The sequence below is a fragment of the Mycoplana sp. ABR4_002 genome, assembly GCF_056159645.1.
The window spans coordinates 1-19,442 of the sequence record NZ_JBSWVO010000001.1; the positions used below are offsets into that span (position 1 = coordinate 1).

General features: G+C 63.6%; 17 protein-coding genes. 6 read left to right on the top strand and 11 right to left on the bottom strand.

The window, feature by feature from the left end; translation table 11 throughout:
* On the top strand, nt 1-304 hold a 304-nt coding region (locus tag ACXAGF_RS00005; protein WP_475013477.1), incomplete at its 5' end, for a DUF4082 domain-containing protein.
* 63 nt (nt 305-367) lie between these two features.
* Here ACXAGF_RS00005 and ACXAGF_RS00010 read toward each other — a convergent pair.
* The 6 genes from ACXAGF_RS00010 to ACXAGF_RS00035 are packed head-to-tail and all read right to left on the bottom strand — an operon-like array spanning nt 368 to nt 6,074.
* Nucleotides 368-1,048: a polysaccharide deacetylase family protein gene (locus tag ACXAGF_RS00010; RefSeq protein ID WP_475013478.1), complete on the bottom strand. Its 681-nt coding sequence runs from the start codon at nt 1,046-1,048 to the stop codon at nt 368-370.
* A 2-nt stretch (nt 1,049-1,050) separates the two neighbouring features.
* Nucleotides 1,051-2,010, bottom strand: coding sequence for a glycosyltransferase (locus tag ACXAGF_RS00015; RefSeq protein WP_475013479.1), 960 nt, complete (start codon nt 2,008-2,010; stop codon nt 1,051-1,053).
* Nucleotides 2,011-2,067: 57 nt separating this feature from the next.
* Nucleotides 2,068-2,325, bottom strand: coding sequence for an acyl carrier protein (locus tag ACXAGF_RS00020; protein ID WP_475013481.1), 258 nt, complete (start codon nt 2,323-2,325; stop codon nt 2,068-2,070).
* A 38-nt stretch (nt 2,326-2,363) separates the two neighbouring features.
* The gene (locus ACXAGF_RS00025; protein WP_475013483.1) at nt 2,364-3,590 is read right to left on the bottom strand and encodes a pyridoxal-dependent decarboxylase, exosortase A system-associated; all 1,227 of its coding nucleotides are present in this window, start codon (nt 3,588-3,590) and stop codon (nt 2,364-2,366) included.
* The gene (locus tag ACXAGF_RS00030; RefSeq protein ID WP_475013484.1) at nt 3,587-5,170 is read right to left on the bottom strand and encodes an acyl-CoA ligase (AMP-forming), exosortase A system-associated; all 1,584 of its coding nucleotides are present in this window, start codon (nt 5,168-5,170) and stop codon (nt 3,587-3,589) included. Before ACXAGF_RS00030 ends, ACXAGF_RS00025 begins: the two co-directional genes overlap by 4 nt.
* A 16-nt stretch (nt 5,171-5,186) precedes the next feature.
* A complete protein-coding gene (locus ACXAGF_RS00035; RefSeq protein ID WP_475013486.1) occupies nt 5,187-6,074 on the bottom strand; it encodes a hypothetical protein in 888 nt (295 codons plus the stop codon).
* Between the two features lie 195 nt (nt 6,075-6,269).
* On the opposite strand from ACXAGF_RS00035, the gene ACXAGF_RS00040 reads away from it, so the two are divergent.
* Both ACXAGF_RS00040 and ACXAGF_RS00045 read left to right on the top strand, forming a co-directional pair.
* Nucleotides 6,270-7,493 (top strand): glycosyltransferase family 4 protein, encoded by a 1,224-nt coding sequence (locus ACXAGF_RS00040; protein ID WP_475013488.1) that lies wholly within the window; start codon nt 6,270-6,272, stop codon nt 7,491-7,493.
* Complete coding sequence (locus ACXAGF_RS00045; RefSeq protein WP_475013490.1) at nt 7,465-8,367, top strand: glycosyltransferase family 2 protein; 903 nt, start codon at nt 7,465-7,467, stop codon at nt 8,365-8,367. The genes ACXAGF_RS00040 and ACXAGF_RS00045 overlap by 29 nt, the downstream gene beginning before the upstream one ends.
* A gap of 228 nt (nt 8,368-8,595) precedes the next feature.
* Here ACXAGF_RS00045 and ACXAGF_RS00050 read toward each other — a convergent pair whose 3' ends face one another.
* The 3 genes from ACXAGF_RS00050 to ACXAGF_RS00060 all read right to left on the bottom strand — a co-directional run bounded on the left by ACXAGF_RS00050 (nt 8,596) and on the right by ACXAGF_RS00060 (nt 12,448).
* Nucleotides 8,596-9,441, bottom strand: coding sequence for a 2OG-Fe(II) oxygenase (locus ACXAGF_RS00050; protein WP_475013492.1), 846 nt, complete (start codon nt 9,439-9,441; stop codon nt 8,596-8,598).
* Between the two features lie 175 nt (nt 9,442-9,616).
* The gene (locus tag ACXAGF_RS00055) at nt 9,617-11,035 is read right to left on the bottom strand and encodes an O-antigen ligase family protein (protein ID WP_475013494.1); all 1,419 of its coding nucleotides are present in this window, start codon (nt 11,033-11,035) and stop codon (nt 9,617-9,619) included.
* Between the two features lie 180 nt (nt 11,036-11,215).
* Nucleotides 11,216-12,448: a rhamnosyltransferase WsaF family glycosyltransferase gene (locus ACXAGF_RS00060; RefSeq protein ID WP_475013496.1), complete on the bottom strand. Its 1,233-nt coding sequence runs from the start codon at nt 12,446-12,448 to the stop codon at nt 11,216-11,218.
* A gap of 458 nt (nt 12,449-12,906) precedes the next feature.
* Between ACXAGF_RS00060 and ACXAGF_RS00065 the strand changes: the two genes are divergently transcribed.
* Nucleotides 12,907-13,890, top strand: coding sequence for a glycosyltransferase family 2 protein (locus tag ACXAGF_RS00065; protein ID WP_475013498.1), 984 nt, complete (start codon nt 12,907-12,909; stop codon nt 13,888-13,890).
* 6 nt (nt 13,891-13,896) lie between these two features.
* Here ACXAGF_RS00065 and ACXAGF_RS00070 read toward each other — a convergent pair whose 3' ends face one another.
* Nucleotides 13,897-14,880, bottom strand: coding sequence for a right-handed parallel beta-helix repeat-containing protein (locus tag ACXAGF_RS00070; protein WP_475013499.1), 984 nt, complete (start codon nt 14,878-14,880; stop codon nt 13,897-13,899).
* A 779-nt stretch (nt 14,881-15,659) separates the two neighbouring features.
* On the opposite strand from ACXAGF_RS00070, the gene ACXAGF_RS00075 reads away from it, so the two are divergent.
* Nucleotides 15,660-16,448 (top strand): LuxR C-terminal-related transcriptional regulator, encoded by a 789-nt coding sequence (locus tag ACXAGF_RS00075; protein WP_475019177.1) that lies wholly within the window; start codon nt 15,660-15,662, stop codon nt 16,446-16,448.
* An 85-nt stretch (nt 16,449-16,533) separates the two neighbouring features.
* On the opposite strand, the gene ACXAGF_RS00080 is transcribed toward ACXAGF_RS00075, so the two are convergent.
* On the bottom strand, nt 16,534-17,214 hold the full coding sequence (locus ACXAGF_RS00080) for a sugar transferase (protein WP_475013501.1): 681 nt from the start codon (nt 17,212-17,214) through the stop codon (nt 16,534-16,536).
* A gap of 609 nt (nt 17,215-17,823) precedes the next feature.
* Between ACXAGF_RS00080 and ACXAGF_RS00085 the strand changes: the two genes are divergently transcribed.
* The gene (locus tag ACXAGF_RS00085) at nt 17,824-19,401 is read left to right on the top strand and encodes a GumC family protein (RefSeq protein ID WP_475013503.1); all 1,578 of its coding nucleotides are present in this window, start codon (nt 17,824-17,826) and stop codon (nt 19,399-19,401) included.
* Nucleotides 19,402-19,442: the final 41 nt, after the last annotated feature.

A 19,442-nucleotide genomic window follows, 5' to 3' on the forward strand; every position in this document is an offset into this window, starting at 1 on the left:
AACCTTCACCAACACCTCGGCCAGCGGCTGGCAGACGGTGTCCTTTGCCGCACCCGTCGCGATCGCGGCCAACACCACCTATGTCGCCTCGTACCACACCACCGGCGCCTATGTGGCCACGCCGAACTTTTTCACCGGCGCCGTCACCAACGGCCCGCTGACGGCGCTGTCGAGCGGCAGTTCCGGCGGCAACGGTGTCTATGCCTATGGCGGCAACGCCAGCACGGGCCTGTTCCCGAGCAATACGTTCGGCTCCGCCAACTACTGGGCCGACGTGGTGTTCCGTCCGCAACTGGCGGCATGAGGCGTGGAGCGCGCGCACGGGTTCGCGAACATGGCGCCCGCGATGCGCGGCCGATGCTCGTCCCTATATCCAGGCGCGTGCGGTCATGCCTGCAAAGCGGCGCAATCGCCGCCACGGGGACATATGCCCGGACATCAGTGCTTCCAGAGCCTGGTCGGTCGTGTCGCGCCTGAGCGAGCTTCTCGGATTGAGGAAGGCGGAGGGCCGGGCGATGCCGCCGTCGCTCGAATAGGCGGCCCTGTATCCGGCGCTTCGCAGCGCCCGCAGCACGGTCGCATTGTAACGTCCAAACGGTATTGCTGCCGTGCGGATCGGACCGGAGCAGATTTCCTCCAGCCGTGCCTTCGATCCGTCGAGTTCCTGCCGAAGGTCGCCGGCCGGCAGGCCTGACCAGTCGCGGTGCGCGACGCCGTGGCTGCCGATGCCCATGCCCATCTGCATCAGGTCCCGGATCTGAGCAGCGTCGAGTGAACCGGCCTCGCCGATCCGGCCGGTCAGAACGAAGAATTCCGCCTGAAGGTCGCGCTTCAGCAGTTCCGGGGCGGCAATCAGCAGGTCGGACTGGTTGCTGTCGTCGAACGTGATGGACAGACGCGCGCGATCAGCGTGGGCGGCAATCCGGTCGAGGATGGCACAGAAACGCTCGGTGCTGAGCCAGTAGTCGGCTTCTCCCGGCTCGAGTTCCCGTTGGGGCGTCCCGATCCCGTGAAAATTGAGAATCCGACGCCTGCTCGCCTCTGCCATGCCTAGGTCCGCGCGTTGGGGAGGTAGTCGGTGACCGGCTTCAGCGGCGTTACGGCGCTGTAGAGGGCCGCGCGATGCGGCGACCCGCGCCAGAAGCGTGCGGCCTGCCCGGCTGCGATCCCCAGCCGGAACATAGCGGTGCGCAGGAAACCGTGGTGGCGGCCGTAATACCGGATCCGGTTGGATGTCAGGAGCGCGAACAGGCCTGGACTGCTGCCGCTGCCGCCGCAGGCATGCACGACCTTCGATCGTGGTTCGTAGACGATGTCGAAGCCGGCCTCGCGCATGCGGCGCTGGTAGTCCACTTCCTCGCTGTAGAGAAAGAAGGACTCGTCCCAGTTGCCGACGGCGCGCCGTGCCCGGGCCGCGACGAGAAGGGCTGAACCGGTTGCCCACTCGATCGTTCCGCAGTGATCGTAGCGGGCCGCCTCGCCGACGATCTCGCCCCAGCCGAGTCTGGCCGCCAGCGTTCCGCCGAGGACCGCATCGGCCCAGGCGGTCAGCATCGACGGCTCGCGTCGCAGCGTCGGGTCGATGCTGCCGTCCTCCCGGTAGTTCAGCGGAACGACGACCCCCACCCGCGGGGCTGCGAGATGTTCGATCAACGGCTTCACCGAATCCGGGTAAAGGCGGAGGTCGGGATTGAGGATCAGGAGATCGGAATCCGGGTGCGCGATCGCGGCCGCCGCATTGATCGCCGCCGCATAGCCGGCGTTGCGGCCCATCCGGATCACGGTGGCGCCGATCGGATGCGCCTGCGCCCGGTCGGCCGATCCGTCCTGAGATTGGTTGTCGGCAACGATGACGTCAAAGTGCTCGACCCCCTTCAACCCGGCCGGCAGGGAATCGAGCAGCGCCGGCAAGGCGGCGGCGCTGTTGTAGGTGACGATCACGACCGACAGCTTGGCCGGGACGTCCTTGGCGCGTGGCGTGACCGCGCCGACCTGAAGTGTATCTGCCAATGCCAGTCTCCCGTTTCCCCGCATCCTTCGCGCCGGCCGGCGTCATGGAAGGTGCGATCAGTGGCTCCGATGCTGATCGACGAACCGGGCCAACGACCCGACCGTTTCAAAGATCTCGCCGGTGAAGTCGCTGTCGTCGATGCGAAAGCGAAACCGCGTCTCGAGTGCGGACGCCAGACTGAGGACCGCGAATGAGTCGAGTTCAGGTATGTTGCCGAACAGGGGGGTCGAAGCCTCCGCGAGCCGGCCGCGATCCTCGATGCCGAGTGTTTCGGCGATGACGTCCTTGACGGCTTCGAGTGTTGACGTGTTCATGATGCCCTCTCATTTGTCCAAACTCAAACAACTGGCGGCTAGACCAGAACCTCCACCGGGGCCGGGTGCCCGAGAAACGCTGTCGGGCTGGCGGTAAGCCCGTAGGCGCCGGCCTGGAAGATCACGACAAGGTCGCCGATCTCCGCATGCGGGAGCATGACGTTGTCGCCCAGAAGGTCGAGCGGCGTACACAGGCAACCGACCACCGACACGCTTTCCCGCTCGCTCGAGCGCATCCTGTTGCCGATGGCGATCGGATAGTTGCGCCGGATGACCTGGCCGAAATTGCCGGAGGCGGCAAGCTGATGATGGAGCCCTCCGTCGACGACGAGATAGGTACGGCCACGCGAGACCTTGCGGTCGACGACGCGCGTCACATAGACGCCGGATTCGCCGACGAGATAGCGGCCGAGCTCGATGGCGACGCGGGCCTCGGGGAACTGCGGCCGGATCGACTGCTCCACGAGGTCCCCGAGCGCCGCGCCGACCGGCGAAAGCTCCAGCGGCCGATCCTGGTCGAAATAGGGGATGCCGAACCCGCCGCCGAGGTTGAGGTAGCGAACGGGCCAGGGGCACTCGCTGGCCAGGCGCAGCAGCAGCGCGACATTCCTCGACAACGCCTCGCAGAGGATGTCGGCGTGAAGGTTCTGTGAGCCGGCGAAGACGTGAAATCCGAGAAAGTCGAGGTCCGCCTCGGCAAGTGTCGCAAGCAGTGCAGGGACCTCTTCCACGTCCACGCCGAACTGCTGCGGACCGCCTCCCATGCGCATCCCCGATCCCTTGACCTGGAAGTCCGGATTGACGCGCAGCGCAACGCGCGGCCTGATCCCGAGCATGCGTCCGACCGCGACCGCGCGCGCCGCCTCGTTCGCCGATTCCATTTCGATCGTCACCCCGGCAGCGACCGCCTGCGTAAGTTCGGCGGTCGTCTTCCCCGGACCGGCGAAGCTCACCTGCGACGGCGCCATCGGCGTGTCCAGCGCCTTGTTCATCTCCAGCGCCGACGCCACGTCGAACCCGTCTACCAAGCCCGACAGGTGCTGGACGACGGCCGGCATGGGGTTGGCCTTCACCGCATAGCTCAGCTTCACGCTCGATGGCAGGACCGACCGCAGATGCCCGACCCGTGACGTGATCAACGCGCGGTCATAGGCGAAAAACGGCGTCCCTCCCACGCGCGCCGCCAGACGGTCGACCGGAACGCCACCGACGGCAAGGCAGTCCCCGGCAACCTGGAATTCGGCGATGGACGGGTGCGCGCTCACGACCTCAGTTGCTCCCGCAGCAGGACCCGATCGAACTTGCCGTTCGGGTTGGTTGGAATGGTGTGCATCTCGACGACCTCGGAAGGCACCATGTACGGCGGCAGCTGGCGCCTGAAGGCCTTGAGCAGGGCGTCGACATCGAGCGCTGCGGCGATCGGGCTGGCCACCAGGACGATTCGCTGGCCGAGGGCCCCGTCCTCCACCCCGAGGGCCACCGCATCACGCGCAAGCCCGCTGGCGTAGGCCACTTCCTCGATCTCGGTGGGGCTGACGCGATAGCCGGACGTCTTGATCATCTCATCCTTTCGGCCGACGAAGTACAGGAATCCTTCCTCGTCGGCGACCACGGTGTCACCGGAGTAAACCGCAATCTCCGGCGCTCGCCAGTCCGCGCCGGGAAGCGCCCGGAAGCGCTCTGCGGTTCGCGCCGCATCGTTCCAGTAGCCCAGCGCGACCAGCGGGCCGCGATGCACCAGTTCGCCGTGCTCGCCCGGCTCGCAGCGGGTCCCGTCTGGACGCAGGACCAGGATTTCGGCGTTCGGAATCGCCTTGCCGATCGAATCGGGACGCCGATCCACCTCGCCGGGATCCAGATAGGTCGACCGGAACGCCTCGGTCAGGCCGTACATCAGAAAAGGCAAGGCCTCTGGAAACAGCGCCCGCAAGCGGTCGAGCGTCGCTCTGGGCATACGCCCGCCGGTATTGGCGAAATAGCGCAGACGGGCGGCGACTTCGGGCGGCCAGTTCAGCCCGGCGACCTGGATCCAGAACGGGGGCACGCCGGTAATTCCGGTGACGTGATGCTTCTGGCAAAGCCGCACGACGTCGTTCGGCAGGAGGAAATTCATCAGCACGACATGCGCGCCCGTGTTGAACGCGGTCGTTAGCTGGCTGAGGCCCGCGTCAAAGCTCAATGGCAGTGCGGACAGGATGGTGTCGCTCGGGCTGTTGGCGAGATAATGGCTGACGCTCTCGGCCCCGACGATCATGTTGCGGTGACTGAGCACGACCCCCTTCGGCTTGCCGGTGCTGCCCGAGGTGTAGAGAAGGGCGGCCATGTCGCAGTCGACGGTGTTGAAGCGGGGCGCCGGCGCATTCTCGATCGAAGTCAGCCGCTTCCAGTGATGGGTTTCGACGCCATCGATCAAGAGTTGCCTGTCCTCGATCTCGGTATCCTCGACGAGGATCACGCGCCGCAACGCCTTGCAGTCCGCAAGATGCTCCTGAACCTGGCTCAACCGGTCGGGGGACGTCACCAATGCGCGGACATCGCAGTCGGCGAGGATGTAGGCGACCTGTTGCGGCCGGAGCAGCGGATTGATCGGGACGGTCACGCAGCCGGCCGCCGCGGTGCCGAAGATGCCGACGACCGTTTCGACACGCTTCTCGAGGAACACCGCCACCCGGTCGTTGCGGCGCAGACCGAGTTCTCCGAGCGCCGAGGCGAACCCGCAGACCTGGCTCCAGAGTTCGGCGTAGCTGCACGTCGTGTCCTTGTACGTCACCGCCGGCGCGTTAGGGTGCGCTTGCGCCGCCTGCTGCAGCAAATGGGCCAGGTTGGTCTTGATCGCTGGTCGCATGGATCGCCTATCCCTTCTACCAAGGCACGCAGGTGAGTTCGCTGTAGAGGTAGTCGACGTGCGCCGCTGGCACGCGGCTGCTGCGAAACATCTTGGGCCGGGGCGACTGCAGCAGGATGGAAAAGCGCGGTCGGGAGCGCACGACGCGGTTTTCCGCGATCGTGGCGAGGATGCCGTGGCGGGTGAGAAGATGGCTGTAGACGTGGCGGGCCGCTCTTGCGAACAGTTCGGGGTTGCCCACGTGAAGGATCGAGGCAAACAGCCGAAGCCGTTTCCGCCGATCCCTGCGGAACATCACATAGCAGCATTCGCCATCCTGCTGCACCACGAGATGATGCGCCGCCGGGGCGCAAGCATGATCGCGATAGATCTCAAGGTCGCGCCCCGTGAGGCTGGATTCGATCTCGGCCGGCTCGGTGAGGATGCGCGGGCTCGTTGTCCACCGCGGCCACGGCCAGTTGGGGACGAGCGCCGCTGCCGTATCCAGGTGCTGGAATTTCAGGCGGACGTTCAATGGAACGACGTTGCCGCTTGGCGACAGGTCGGTGAAGGTATAGCCGTCCTGGTCGAGCAGGGCCTTCAGCAGCCGCAGGCCGTGCGCACGATAGTCGTCGAGCACGCACCAGGCGGCAAGATTGCAGAAATTCTCGAGCCGGCCGTCCACGCGCCGTTGCGAATAGAAAGCCAGATAGACGCCGAGCACGCGCTCGCCTTCGGCCAGCATGAAGCCATGATTGGGGGATGCCGTGTGCCACGAGGGCCGGATGGCGGCCGCCCAGGTCACGGGTGACAAGCGGCCGTTCAGTTCCGCATGCAGGAAGTCCGCGACCCGGCCAATGTCGCCGGGCGTGATCGGGCAAATCTCGACGCTCGGGCCGGTCGACCTGATCTCAGAATGTTGCACCGTCCGCCAATTCCTTCGCAATCGTCCCAACCATACGGAAGCTCTGACTAGATATTTATAGTCACCCGGCTGCCCGAAAGTAGTTCAACAAAAGGTCAGGTCCCTATCCCGTTTGCCGACTGGAGAGTTACGGACCACGAGTCGTATGGTCGTGCCTCGATGTGCAGGCGGATGCGTGTGGGGGCGACCAGATCCATGAGACATCACATCCTGATCCTAGTCGAAAACCTGCCTGTTCCCTTCGATCGAAGGGTGTGGCAGGAGGCCCAGGCCTTGAACGAGGCCGGTTACGAGGTGTCGGTCATTTGTCCGACCGGGCGGGGGCACGACAAGACCTACGAGGTGATCAACGGCATTCACATCTACCGGCACCGGCTGCGGGAGGCCGAGACCGCCGCCGGCTACCTCCGGGAGTATTTCTCCGCCCTCATCCGCCAGTTCATGCTGTCATTTCGCGTCCGGCGTCGTCGGAGGATCGACGTCATCCAGGCCTGCAATCCGCCGGACCTGTTGTTTCTGGTCGCCCTGCTCCACAAGGTGCTGTTCGGTACCTACTTCGTGTTCGACCACCACGATCTGAGCCCTGAACTCTACGTCAGCAAGTTCGGTCGGAGGGATGTGTTCTATCGGCTGCTGTGCTTCTTCGAGAAGCAGACCTTTCGCATGGCGGATGCCAGCATCGCGACGAACGAGACCTTTCGCGAGATCGCGCTGGCCCGCGGCGGCATGTCCCCCGATCGCGTCGTCGTGGTCAAGAGCTATCCCGAGGCCTCCCGGTTCAGGCGGACGGCCGCTGACCAGTCTCTCGTTGCCCCTGGCAAGCATCTGATCGGCTATATCGGCATCATGGGCGCCCAGGACGGCGTGGAAACCCTGGTGCGGGCCTTTGCTGAGATCTTGCACGTGCGAAAGCGCGACGACATCAACTGCCTCATCATCGGTGACGGCCCTGAGCTCGAGCGGCTGAAGGCGATGACGGCCGAACTCGGGCTGGGCGACGCGCTGCATTTCACCGGCTACCTGAGCGGGCCGTCCCTGATATCGCACCTGTCGGCCTTCGACGTCGGGATCATCCCGGATCCGCCGGGCGAGCTCAACGACAAGCTGTCGATGAACAAGGTCTTCGAATACATGATGCTGGGCCTTCCGATCGTGCAGTTCAACCTGCGCCAGGCCACGCGCGAAGCCGGAGGCGCCGCCCTGGTGGTGTCGGAGCACTCGCCACAGGCGCTGGCCGATGGCATTCTTGCCCTGATCGACGACCCGAAACGGCGCAGCGACATGAGTGTGGCCGGCCGGGCGGTAGCCGAACGCGACTTTCGCTGGACGGGTGAGGCGCACCGTTATCTGGGAGCCTACAGCAAACTGTTCCGCCGCGGATTGGACGTCAATGATCAGCGTCATTATCCCGCATCTTGACCAGGCCGAGTCGCTGCGGTTGTGCCTGGCTGCGCTCCACGCCCAGCGCGCGGGCATCGAGCCGGTCGAGTTCATCGTCGTCGACAACGGTTCGAAGGTGCCACCGGTCGAGGCATGCGCGGCCTTCCCCGGAATCACGCTCTTGTCGGAGCCGACGCCCGGTCCGGGCCCGGCGCGCAATCGGGGTGTCGCTCATGCGGCCGGCGAGATCCTGGCCTTCATCGACGCCGACTGCATCGCCGGCAGCGGCTGGCTTGCCGAGATCGAGCGCTGTTTTTCCGAGCACCCCGACCACGCCATCCTCGGCGGCGACGTGCGGATCGCCTGCCAGAATCCGGACCGGCTGACGCTGCTGGAAGCCTATGAGAGCGTGTTCGCCTATCGGATGAAGGAATACATCGCCAAGCAGGGCTTCACCGGCACGGGCAACCTGGCGGTGCGCGCCGAGGTCTTCAAGGCGATCGGTCCGTTCGGCGGCATCGAGATCGCGGAGGACCGAGACTGGGGGCAGCGGGCGCTGCGGCTCGGCTACCAAACGCGCTACTGCCCGGACATGATCGTCTTTCACCCGGCGCGCAAGACGCTTGCCGAGCTGGCGCAGAAATGGGCGCGGCACACCGCGCACGACTTCGAACGGATCCAGTCCAAGCGCGGCTGGCGGCTGCGCTGGATCCTTCGCAGCCTGGCGGTCGCCGTCTCGCCCGTCGCCGAACTGTTCCGCATCAGCCGGTCGGATCGACTGAAGGGCTGGCGCTCACGCCTCCTGGCGTTTCTCGGCGTGGTCCTGATCCGCAGTTACCGCTTCACGATCATGCTGGCGCTTGCCTTCGGCACGGTGGGGCGGAGCTGGAGCGCCCGCTGGAACCGGGCATAGTCCCGCCGTGTGGGCCTTTCTCGCGCTGCCAGGTACCGGAAAAGCTCCCGCGTCGGCAGACGCGCGTCCGCGAACCGGCTCGTTCCGCCGGGGGTGGACGTCTCCCGCATAGCCGCTGACCGCGGTCATTCATCGCCGCGTGCGCTTTGCAGTCTCTGGTTCGCCGGCCGGTGCCGGGACAGGCCCGGCAGCCGCCAGCGAGAACAACGAAAGGCATATGGCCGGCGATCAGTGGACGCCGGCCATATGCTTCTTGAGGCGGCGGAGATTGCGCGTCAGCAGGGGCGGGGCGAGTTCGACCGCCATTTCGTTGAGCCGGGTTCGCCAGTCGACCCGATCCACGCTTCCGGGGCGCACCTTGAACTGGGTCGTGGCGTCCCGCTTCGTGTCATCCCAGGTCGAGGTGTAGTAGTAGAGCGCGATCGACCGTCGGGGAATGCCGGCGGGGTGTGCGACGGGCTGCGGATTGCCGTGCATGCTCTCCTGGGTGGTGTTGAAGATCACGCATCTGTTGAAGCTCGGAACAATGGAATGGAAGCACTTCGTCATGCCTTCATCCCACAATTCAAGCTGGCCGCCGTATCCGGCTTGCCAGTCCTTGTTCAGGTAGATCAGCACATTGACGCGCCGCTCGAGGTTCATCGGCTTGTGATGGTTGAAGTCGGCATGGATCGAAAGATGCCCGCCCTGGTGGATCCGATGCAGGCCAGCGCCGGCGAAATAGGGATCCGGAATAAGCCCCCTTATACCGGTGATGTTTTCGATCACACGGACAAAGGGGCGCGAATTGAACGAGTAAAACAGTTGGCGCGTCGAGGGCGGGAGGATGTCGGGGCTGAAGCTCTCCTTCAACCGTTCCTGATGTCGATCAAAGCTTTGTTCTGCCTCCTCGGATCCCTTGGGAAAGTCGTTGAGGCAGGTCTCCAGCACCTTGTGCGGCAGGAAATCCTCGATGACGATGTGCGGGAACGGGCTCGCCGATTGATAGCTTTCCTGAAGCTCGCTGCCCTTGGCGCGGTCGATGGCGCTGGTGACAAGCCCGTCTTTCTCGTCCATTTCACGTAGATACACCATGACATTTCCCCATGCGAAATCTGATGGTAACCATTGTTCGGCCCGCTTAGAGACTACAGGGGCGGCTTCGTGCCGGGCAATCGGTAGGGAGCCAGACTTAGGTGCCATGCCGGTTTACTCAATTAGAGGCACGCGCTTTACTCGCCGTCATGGCCACCGTCTCTTGCCCGGCGTGCTAGTGCAGGTCCGCAGACGACCTGCGCGAGCGCCGGCGGCTCGGGCGGTGTCGCAGCGATGCCGGCTCGTCCACGGCACCCACTTCGGAACGCCGGCCACTCCTGGAGCCGCCGACCGGATCGCGCGCGCTCCTGTTGACGCCGTTGTCGGATGGAACATCCAGCAACCAAACGCCGCTGCCCAACAGGAAAAGGAACCAGGCGTAAGGGGCGCCGTACAGGTGGATGGTCGTTCCGATAAAAAAGTACACGGCCATGCAAATCAGATACGCAATTCTGCAATGTTGCAGTCGCCCGTCGGGAAGCTTCTTGAAGGCAACCAGTGACAGCGTCAGAACGTACTGTCCGAGCAGCAAGGCGATAGCGGGCAGGCCGTGCCTCATCGCGATCAGGAGCCAGAAGTTGTCGACGCTGTCAGGCGCCATCCATTTTGGTCTGGCCCAGTCGCCCAGCCCGATCCCGAAGAACGGATGGTTCATCACCGACGCGGATCCGTACTCCCAGATCCATAGGCGAAACCAGCCGGTCTGGGCATCGAAGGTGAAACGGGAGATATAGAACTGGATCGGCGTCTGGTTGGAGCCGAACTCCACCATGAGGTAGGCTGCAAACGCCAGCGCAAACAGTAGCAACCACCGGTTCCGGTACGACCTCAGAAGCCAGTTCCAGGCCATTAGCGCGCACTGCACGAACAGTCCCGCGATCGGCGCCGACGACATCGATAGGAATGCCGTGGCTGCCGCCAGCGAGGCGATGACTTTCTGCGAGATGGCATTGCGACCGGTACCGGCGACGAGCCATGTCAGCGCGAAGACGCTTCCACAGAACGCACCGAACTGAATGGAGTGGTCGAACGGCCCCTGCACGCGCCAAAAACCGGAGCGGTACATCGCCGTGGGTTCGACGGTCGGAAAGATGGCGCCGAAAACCGACAAGATCGGCTTGCTTCCGGTGAGCCATTCGAAAACGGCGAAGGGAAGCAGCAGGACGACGAGCTTCGCCATCAGGCTGACCATGCGCTCAAAATCATCGGCGTTGCGAATGTAGCACCGTCCCAGAAGATAGGCGCCCATCGTCTCGACGAAAAATATTCCGGCAGGCTGGATTGCCAAGGCGAGGCCGTGAACCATGATCAAGCTCAGCGCGGACCAGCCGCAGAACAACAGCAGGATGACATCGCCGACCCTGATGCGCCCGGCCCCGCCCCGTGCCCAGATGGCCAGGCACGGGAGGAGCATGACGATCAGCACGATTCGATAGACCGACATGTTCAGTGGTCCCAAGGGGATCACCCACGGGACAAGCAACCCGATCATGAACACCAACACCGGCCACGGCAGCCCCTTTCGCGTGGCGCGGGCGGCGACAGCGCGGCCGGAACGGATGACGGGAGACTTGGCCTCCCTTCTCCTTGGCATCGACGCTGCCCTGACATTGGATGACACTTCACTGCGCACTGTTTGGTCACTTCCCTGAACGTCTGAACTTCAGCTGCGCCTTACTGCACTGGCAACCCTCCTCCAGAGGGCGATGCGGACTCGGCCGGCATGCTGCGCAATGTGCGCAACTCGTGGCCTGTCGTCGTGCTTGCCATCTTCCTATGCCTGCAGCGCGCGGCGCAAGGCGGCGTCGACGGCCGCTCCAGCATCATCCCAGGATGCCGCGGCCACGCTCGCGGCCGCCTGCCTGGAGGCCGTCGTGAAGTCTGGCCTCGTCACGACTGCCCCCAGGGCGGCCGCGAGCGCGTGCGGCTCGGCCGGGGCATATTGGATATGGGGATTATCAAGCACGATCCGATTGTGCTCGGCGTCGTTGATGATGGGTATGCAACCAGCGGCCAGCATTTCGTAGGGAACCAGCGAGACATTGGTCAGGGAAAGGCTCATTCCCGCGTAGCACCGGTTGTATATGGCGTTGAGCCCGGCTTCGCTCGCCAGGCCGTGGTTTACAAACTTGAATGGCAGCTCGCCGAACCTTTCACCAAAGAGGTGGATCTCGACCTCGGGGTGCTGCTTGGCGAATATTTCGAGCGCCAGCAGGCCAAGCTCGGTCCCGCGCCGGGGCGTGCTGCTTCGTGCATAAAAGGCAACGCCCGTGCGCTGCGCGGCCGGATCAAGTTTGTAGCGCGAGGGGTCGCAGCCAAAAGGAAAGTGATCGGTGTCCATGCCGAATTCGGCGGAAAGCTTCTGCGCCAGCCATTTGCCCGCCGTGATGCCGTGAAAGCCCATCCGATAGGTGTTTTCCGCGAGCACGCTCTGGGACCCGACCGGATTGAAGTAAGGTTCGTAGTCCTGGACAAAATAGAAGCGCTTTCCCGTGCAGCGGGAGTTGTAAACCACATAGGCGGTTGGCCAGGCGGTGGCGATAACCGCGTGCGCATCCGTCATTCCCTCGCGGACGTCGGCGATCGGGCAGGTGAGCCCGTAATGGTCTCGGGCGATGCCTTCGTAGTACTTCATGTCACCGTGGTAGGTGTTGTAGAAGTAGACCCGGTTCTGGTATCCGAGGCGATCGAGATATTTGACGATCCGATAACAGGTCGTGTGACCGCCCGATCCGGGTCCAGCGGGGTGTTCCACCCAATTGATCGCGATCGGTTCGCCTGGGCGCACCTTCGGCACGTCCGGTTGAAAGGGTGCGCTCAGATCGGCGGCCAACACATCCTCGGGGAAAACCTCCCAGTTCGGGTTGCGGGGCCGGACCCAATCCGACGCCTTGGACCGTGCCCGATCTATGATGCCCTTGTACCCGTCGGCGGCGAGGATCGCGCCAACCTGACGGCCGCGACGACCAAGCTGGAGACGCGCTGTATTGAGGATCGAAGTTGCCATTGCTCGGTAGCCCCTGCCCCTGAATCCACTCGGAGCCGTTTTTATCGCATGGTTAGGACTCCACGCGATCCGCACGGCGCTGCATAGCCCGCAAATTGGTTGAAGCCGCCACGGCCGGCGCCGGCCACAACTTAGAGAAGTCGACGAATGGCGTCGACGAACATACGCCGCCGGCGCCGAGGCGCCGCATCTCGGCGTAGAAGCGTCAGTCAACTCGCCGATGGGAGCATCCGAATGAGGGAAGGCTGCGGTAGATTGGTTGAGCTTCGGTCCGGTTGCCTGCGGCAATATTCACTTTAGGATCCGGGATGGAAACGGACTGAATGCAGGGCGCTGATGGCCGCACTTGTCAATGGCCTCGCGGTGCCGCGCCGAACGAGCGGCCGTTCCTGGCTTTCCTGCAACCTGCGGCAGGGCGGACGGAACTGCTGACCAACCGATAACCGACGAGGCGAACAGTGACGACGGTGGATGTGGCAATACCTTGCTATCGGTACGGCCGGTTCCTTGAGGAGTGCGTCCAGAGTGTGATCCGCCAGGAAGACGTCGCGGTCAGGGTGCTCATCATCGATGACGCCTCTCCCGACAACTCCGCAGAGGTCGGCGCCGAACTGGCGCGCCGCGACAATCGGGTCGAACTGTTGCGCCACAAGAGCAATAAGGGACACATCACCACCTACAACGAAGGCATTGACTGGGCGGCCGCCGATCTGTTCCTGTTGCTGTCCGCCGATGATTATCTGGCGCCGGGTGCGCTGTCCCGCGCGGCGCGGCTGATGCAAGCGACGCCATCGATGAGCTTCTCCTTCGGCAATGCCGCTGTTCTCTATGACGACGGGTTGCAGGTGGAGCGAAGGCCGTTCGGGGAGCGCTTCAGTGGCGAAACGGCCGTTCTTTCATGCCTCGACTTCGTAAGGTCGATGAAGGGCGCCAATATCGTGCCGACGCCCACCGCCGTCGTGCGGACATCCGCCCAAAAGCAGGTTGGCGGGTATTGCCACGAACTTCCGCATGCCGGCGACATGGCGATGTGGCTCCGTCTGGCCGCTGAGGGGCCGGTCGGCTTTGTCGGCGCGACGCAAGCGGTCTACCGCATGCACACTCAGAACATGTCGCACTCCTATTCATCGACGCGGCTTCCCGATGTTCGGCAAAGGCATGCGGCCATCACGCATTTTCTGGCGCACAGCGGGTCGAAGTTGCCGAAGGCGACGCCATTCGCCGAGATCCTGCTTCAAGACCTGGCACGCGATTCGCTCGGCCAAGCCGGAGCCGCCTATGACGAAGGGGAGGTGGAGACGTCTCGTCTGTTGTCAGAGTTTGCGCGGGAACTGAGTCCTGGCATCCACCGCAGCGCACCGTGGTTGCGACTGTCTCTGCATCGGGCCATCGGCCGCCGCGGGTGGCGCCTGTTGCGCTCTGCGTTTGGAAGCTCCCCTTAGCCGGCTCTATCCCGGCGCTGTTGCCTCTGAGCCGCCGCCCGGTTGCGGCGCCTGGCCGCGCAGATATTCCTTGTTGCCGGAAATCGTCGGCGTGGCGTTGTCGATTGAGTAGTAGCCGTATCCGCCCCTCTCGACATGGTTGTTGGTGATCCTGATCCCGGTGATCGGCCCGCCCTCGCCCCGTCCGTCGACATAGACGGCAAAGCCCGCGCTGCCGACCAGCAGGTTGTTGGTGACGGTCACGTTCGAAATCGGGCCGAAGTCGTTCTTGATGAAGATGTCGGAGGTGTCGCGGCCGACGATCGTGTTGCCGTCGATCAGGACGCCATCCTGCTCGCCCTGGACGGAAATGCCGTCATAGTGGGGATCGGCAGCGTCGTCCTCGAGGTCGTGGATGTAGTTGCCCTTCACCGTGCTCGCGCCGCCGGTCAGGGTGATGCCGTTCTCCACCTGCGAGATGTCGTTGCCGGTGAAGGTGCCGCTGCCAAGGATGCCGGAGTTGCTGTCGCCCGAACGGCCGGGGCCGGTGATGTCGCAGTTCTCGATGGTGACGTTCCTCGCGCCTTCGGCGTCGATGCCCCAGGTGGCGTTGAAGGTGACGACGCAGTTCCTGATCACGACATCCGAGGCTGTCACGCGAAGGGTCCCTTTGATGACCATGCCGTCGATCACGGTGCCATCGCGTGTGATTTCCATCGGTCCGGCGTACTCCTTCAATTTGGTACCGGCCGGAACGCCCGCCGTTCCCGCGTCGGGAAAGCCTGTCCCTGCGATCGTGGCCGTCGCCGAGGTCGTCACAGCCTGGCCGGCGACCGCGGTGCCGGGATCGCGATCGATGCCGGCTATCGGTAGCGCGGTGGCCGGGCCGGGATCCGACGGCGGCGGCAGGCTGTCGCCATTCGCTGTGTTCGGCAGCGCGGCGACAAGGACGGCGACCAGCACGCCTGCACGCAGCTGTGGGACGTGCGCGGCGCGAAAAATGCAGGGCATATGCATGGCTCTCCTCCGTGCTTGCTCTTGGTTGCGATCTTGCGCATCGTTCTTAGGACATTGTGCATCAGGAGATGCGGCGCTGGCTTGGCATCCGTAGTGCTCGCCAGTCCGTCTGCCGCTTTATGGGAGCGGCGCCCGGACACGGTCGTCGCGGCGTCGTCTGGCTGGGCTTGCCCGGACCGGGATGACGCCTCTGCATGCGATTTCGGTGCATAACCCTGGCCGCGTCGGCCCTCAGGCCGGGCGGCGAATTGACAGGTGGCCAAGACTAGCGCAAGCATCTGGTCTGAATATTCGATCAATATACGTTAACTTAGTTTACGCACGGTGAATATTGAGGTTTCTTGATCCGCATTCATCCTTTGGGTGATGGCGGCTGTCGGCGTCGACAGTGGATTTTTCGGCCTTTTCCGGCGCTTGCGCCCCGCATCTCCGCGAGTCAAGGAACGGAGAAACCTAATCGCCCTCATCCAAAAGGCGTACAAATTACCACTTCAGCACGGTACCCTACTCCCATACGCGTAGTCGCATGGCGGGGCGCGGATCGCCGCTTATGTCGTCGGATGGCGTCATGACGCTAGGCAAGATCGTTATTATCGGGTAAATAAGCTATATCTCATACACAATACCCAGTTCCATTGACCGTCTACGACCGCGAAGTTCGACGCTAATAAAGCACTGTTGGGGCCAGCACGCGCTATCTACTGTATTCCTTTGAAACGGGAAGGATCACGCGTGCCGTTGTAGGGAGTAAAACAGCTATGAACTCAGCTATCATGTCGACCGGCAAGGAATTTACGGGCACCCCCGTACCGCCGATTGCAATCGATCCTTCCACCATGACAAACAAGAACTCCTTCGAAGGATCACCTGCCCAGAGAGAACGCTCGCTGCTGATCATCGACAACCGCGCACTCGATCGGCAGTGCCTTGCGCAATGCATTTCCGCGCACAAGATCGATATGGATGTCGTCGCTTTCGGCTCCATGGACGAGTGGAAGCGTAAGCGCCATGACTATCCCCCGCTCGCGGCCATTCTCCTGAATGTCGGCGGCCGGAAGATCGCCGAGCCGGTCGTCGCCGAAGAGATCAAGCGGCTCTCGGCCGAATTCGATGCACCGCTGATCGTCCTTGCGGACACCGACGATCTGGCCCAGATCATGAAGGCGCTGGAGTGCGGGGCCAAGGGCTACATCCCCTCGTCCGTCAGCATCGATGTCTGCATCGAGGCCATCGCCCTCTCGCTCGCCGGCGGAATTTTCGTGCCTGCCAGCAGCGTCTTTGCGATGCGCCAGGTTCTTGAAACCGGCAGTCCTGTTGCGCGTCCCTTGGCCGGCATGTTCACCGCTCGCCAGGCCGAGGTGGTCGAGGCGCTTCGGCGCGGCAAGGCCAACAAGATCATCGCCTATGAACTCAATCTGCGCGAGAGCACCGTCAAGGTGCACATTCGCAACATCATGAAGAAGGTGAAGGCGACGAACCGGACCGAGGTCGCTTACAAGATCAACGATCTCTTCCCGGTGGAGTTTTCCTCGTCCGACTCGGCCAGCCGATTGGAACACTGACCCATCCCCTCGCTTTTTTGCCGCCCGGACCCCGTTTGCGGGGTCCGGGCATTTTTTTCATGATGAACCCTCTTTCGGGATGGGCTCAGAAGCCCGTGCCCTGGAACACCACGAGCGGTGTCCTCGACAGGATCCGCAGGTCTGTCCCGAACGACATCGTTGAGAAGTACTGCGTGTCGTGAACCGCCCGCTCGGCGAAGCTGCTGCCGTTCCTGACGCTCACCTGCCACAGTCCGGTCAGCCCCGGTCGCAACTGGAAATAGGCCGTGCCCGGATAAAGCGATCGCTGCTCGGGCAGCATCGGCCGCGGGCCGACCAGGCTCATGTCACCGCGGAGCACGTTCCAAAGCTGCGGCAACTCATCCAGCGAATATTTGCGCAGATACCGGCCGATCGGGGTGATGCGGGGGTCGTTCTTCAGCTTCTGGCTGCGCTCCCACTCGCGCCGCGCTGCACCATTCTGCGCCAGGTGCTGCTCCAGTCTCTCGTTTGCGTTCGGCACCATGGTGCGAAGCTTCCACAGATGAAAGATCCTGCCGCCCTTGCCGATACGAGGCTGACTGAAGAACGCCTTTTCCCCGTCCATGCGGACGAGGAGAGCGAGGATGCCGACAATGGCGAGGGCAAGCGGTGCCAGCGCGAGTGTGACGATGACGTCGAACGGACGCTTCGCGGCAACGTAGAACGATCGCGTGCCAATCGCGGGCGACCGCGACACCGGTTGCGTCGCGAACCCTAGCGAGTATGGCAGGTGGTCTTTCGACATTTGCAGCCTCCGCGGATGATTGGACATCGCTGCAAGCGCGGACCGCCAAACGGCACCCCGCCGGTTACGCAACCGGCCGGTTTCAGGTCAGATTTCGGTGTTGAGGCGCTTGAGCAAGACTATATTAACCAATTGAAATCGTGGCTCAATAAATCGCCGTTAGACAATTCGATCTAGCCATTCCGGATAGGCCCGCGCATCGCCACCGCCTTTGGTATGCCTTGGCCCTTCGCCCATTCGGCTATCGCCAGGCGGCGTCGAAACAAGGCGGGTTCGCCGCTCCCCGATCCGGATGAGAGCAAGCCGCGGTCCGGCAGAAGGGGCGGTGCAAAGGCGGCGATGCAAACCGTTCGGCGCCGCGACCGCGGGGCGGCGCGGGTGTGCTCGGCCATCCAACTTGGGGCCCGCGGGCAAGGGCGGGTGGAGCGGCGGTCCGCCGCGCGCCGCAGCCCGGCATTAATCGCTAAGGCATAGGTTGGACGATCCTACCCAAAGGGATTATCGCGCGGCAGGCGTGCGGTCGGCTCACCCACCATTGACGATCTACCCCGCAACGCACAACCGCCTGAGAATGAGGGGTAGAATGAGCTTTTTTGAGCGGGTTTCTGGATGAACATCACAGACTTGCGGTTCTACTTCTCGCTTCTCCTCAGGCGGCTGCCGCTTGCGCTGGCAACCGCCTGCACCGTGTTCGCGCTGGCCGTGGTTGTGGCGCTGCTGCTGCCAAAGCTCTACCGCGCGAGCGCGAAGGTGTTGGTTGAATCGCCTCAGATTCCTTCCGCGCTGGCGCGCTCGTCCGTCACCATCGGCGCGATCGAGCAGGTGCAGGTCCTCCACCAGCAGATCACGACACGTGACAAGCTGCTGGCGCTGGCAAGGCGGATGGGGGTCTATGCCGACAGCAAGCTCGAACCGGCCGAGGATGACATCGTCACCGACATGCGCGATCGGATATCCTTCAACCAGTTGGCGCTGGAATTGTCGACGTCCGATCACAACTCCACCATCCTCGACATCTCGTTCATGGCTCCCGATCCGGTGCTCGCGGCCACCGTCGCCAATGAGCTTGCATCCATGCTCATGGCGATGAACCAGCAGCAAAGGACGGATCGCGCGGGCAGCACGCTGCAATTCTTCAACCAGGAGGTGTCGAGGCTCGGGGCGGAATTGAGCAATCTGGAAGGGGATATTCTCCGGTTCAAGACGGACAACAAGGACACGCTGCCCGACAGCGTGGAGTTCCGGCGCGACCAGCAGGCCAGCCTGCAGGAACGGCTCGCATCCCTCCATCGCGAAGAATCCGAACTGCGGTCCAGGCGTAGCAGCCTGATCGCGACCTACAGCAATACCGGGCGGCTGTCGGACGCCGCCCCGCTGACCCCGGAGCAGCAGATGCTCGCCGACCTGAATCGGGCGCTGGCCGAGCAATTGGCGCTGTTCTCCGAGACCAGCCCGAACGTGACAGCGCTGCGCAAGCGCATTGCCGCCCTGCAGAGCAAGCTTCTTGCCAGTCCGCCTGCCAAGGCCAGCGATGCCGACGGCCCGCGTTCAACTGTCGAAGCCCTCTCCTTCGGCCTTGATCTGCAACTGTCGGACATCGACGACCGCATCGATGCGCTTGCACGGGAGCGGGAAACGACCAGTCGCCGCATCGACGCTCTGTCCCGCTCGATTGCCGAAACGCCGGCCAGCGAGACGATGCTGAACGCGCTGGAGCGCAACCGCGAGAACATCCAGACCCAATACAATGAGGCGATCGCGCGGCGCGCGGAGGCCTCGACCGGCCGGCAGATCGAAATGCGCTCCGACGGTGGGCGGCTCACGCTGATCGAGTCCGCCGTCCCGCCGCTGGATCCGGTGAAATCGAAGCGCCGTCTGATCGCCGGCTTCGGTGCGCTGGCCGGCATCGGGCTCGGCTTGGGCCTGGTTGTTCTGCTCGAGCTCTTGAAGGGGACGGTTCACCGCCCGACCGACATTGCCCGGCTGTTGCAGACGCAGCCGCTCGCCACCATTCCCGAAATCGCGGTCGCGCCGGCGCCGGTCGTCAGTCGCAAGCACAAGATTGCCGCGCTGGTTTCGGCCGGCGCCGTACCGGCGGCCTTGCTGCTGATCCACCACTTCTACATGCCGCTGCATCTGGTGTTTCAGAAATTGATCTTAGACCTCGGGCAGATGGGATCCATATGAAACGCGGCCGCCCATTGGAGGAAGAACCGCGCCTTGTCTAT

Excerpts from the sequence above, each read along its gene's own strand:
- ACXAGF_RS00010 (WP_475013478.1), bottom strand. The coding sequence starts at position 1,048 with ATGGCAGAGGCGAGCAGGCGTCGGATTCTCAATTTTCACGGGATCGGG.
- ACXAGF_RS00020 (WP_475013481.1), bottom strand. The coding sequence starts at position 2,325 with ATGAACACGTCAACACTCGAAGCCGTCAAGGACGTCATCGCCGAAACA.
- ACXAGF_RS00030 (WP_475013484.1), bottom strand. The coding sequence starts at position 5,170 with ATGCGACCAGCGATCAAGACCAACCTGGCCCATTTGCTGCAGCAGGCG.
- ACXAGF_RS00040 (WP_475013488.1), top strand. The coding sequence starts at position 6,270 with ATGAGACATCACATCCTGATCCTAGTCGAAAACCTGCCTGTTCCCTTC.
- ACXAGF_RS00045 (WP_475013490.1), top strand. The coding sequence starts at position 7,465 with ATGATCAGCGTCATTATCCCGCATCTTGACCAGGCCGAGTCGCTGCGG.
- ACXAGF_RS00050 (WP_475013492.1), bottom strand. The coding sequence starts at position 9,441 with ATGGTGTATCTACGTGAAATGGACGAGAAAGACGGGCTTGTCACCAGC.
- ACXAGF_RS00055 (WP_475013494.1), bottom strand. The coding sequence starts at position 11,035 with ATGCCAAGGAGAAGGGAGGCCAAGTCTCCCGTCATCCGTTCCGGCCGC.
- ACXAGF_RS00060 (WP_475013496.1), bottom strand. The coding sequence starts at position 12,448 with ATGGCAACTTCGATCCTCAATACAGCGCGTCTCCAGCTTGGTCGTCGC.
- ACXAGF_RS00070 (WP_475013499.1), bottom strand. The coding sequence starts at position 14,880 with ATGCCCTGCATTTTTCGCGCCGCGCACGTCCCACAGCTGCGTGCAGGC.
- ACXAGF_RS00075 (WP_475019177.1), top strand. The coding sequence starts at position 15,660 with ATGTCGACCGGCAAGGAATTTACGGGCACCCCCGTACCGCCGATTGCA.
- ACXAGF_RS00080 (WP_475013501.1), bottom strand. The coding sequence starts at position 17,214 with ATGTCGAAAGACCACCTGCCATACTCGCTAGGGTTCGCGACGCAACCG.
- ACXAGF_RS00085 (WP_475013503.1), top strand. The coding sequence starts at position 17,824 with ATGAACATCACAGACTTGCGGTTCTACTTCTCGCTTCTCCTCAGGCGG.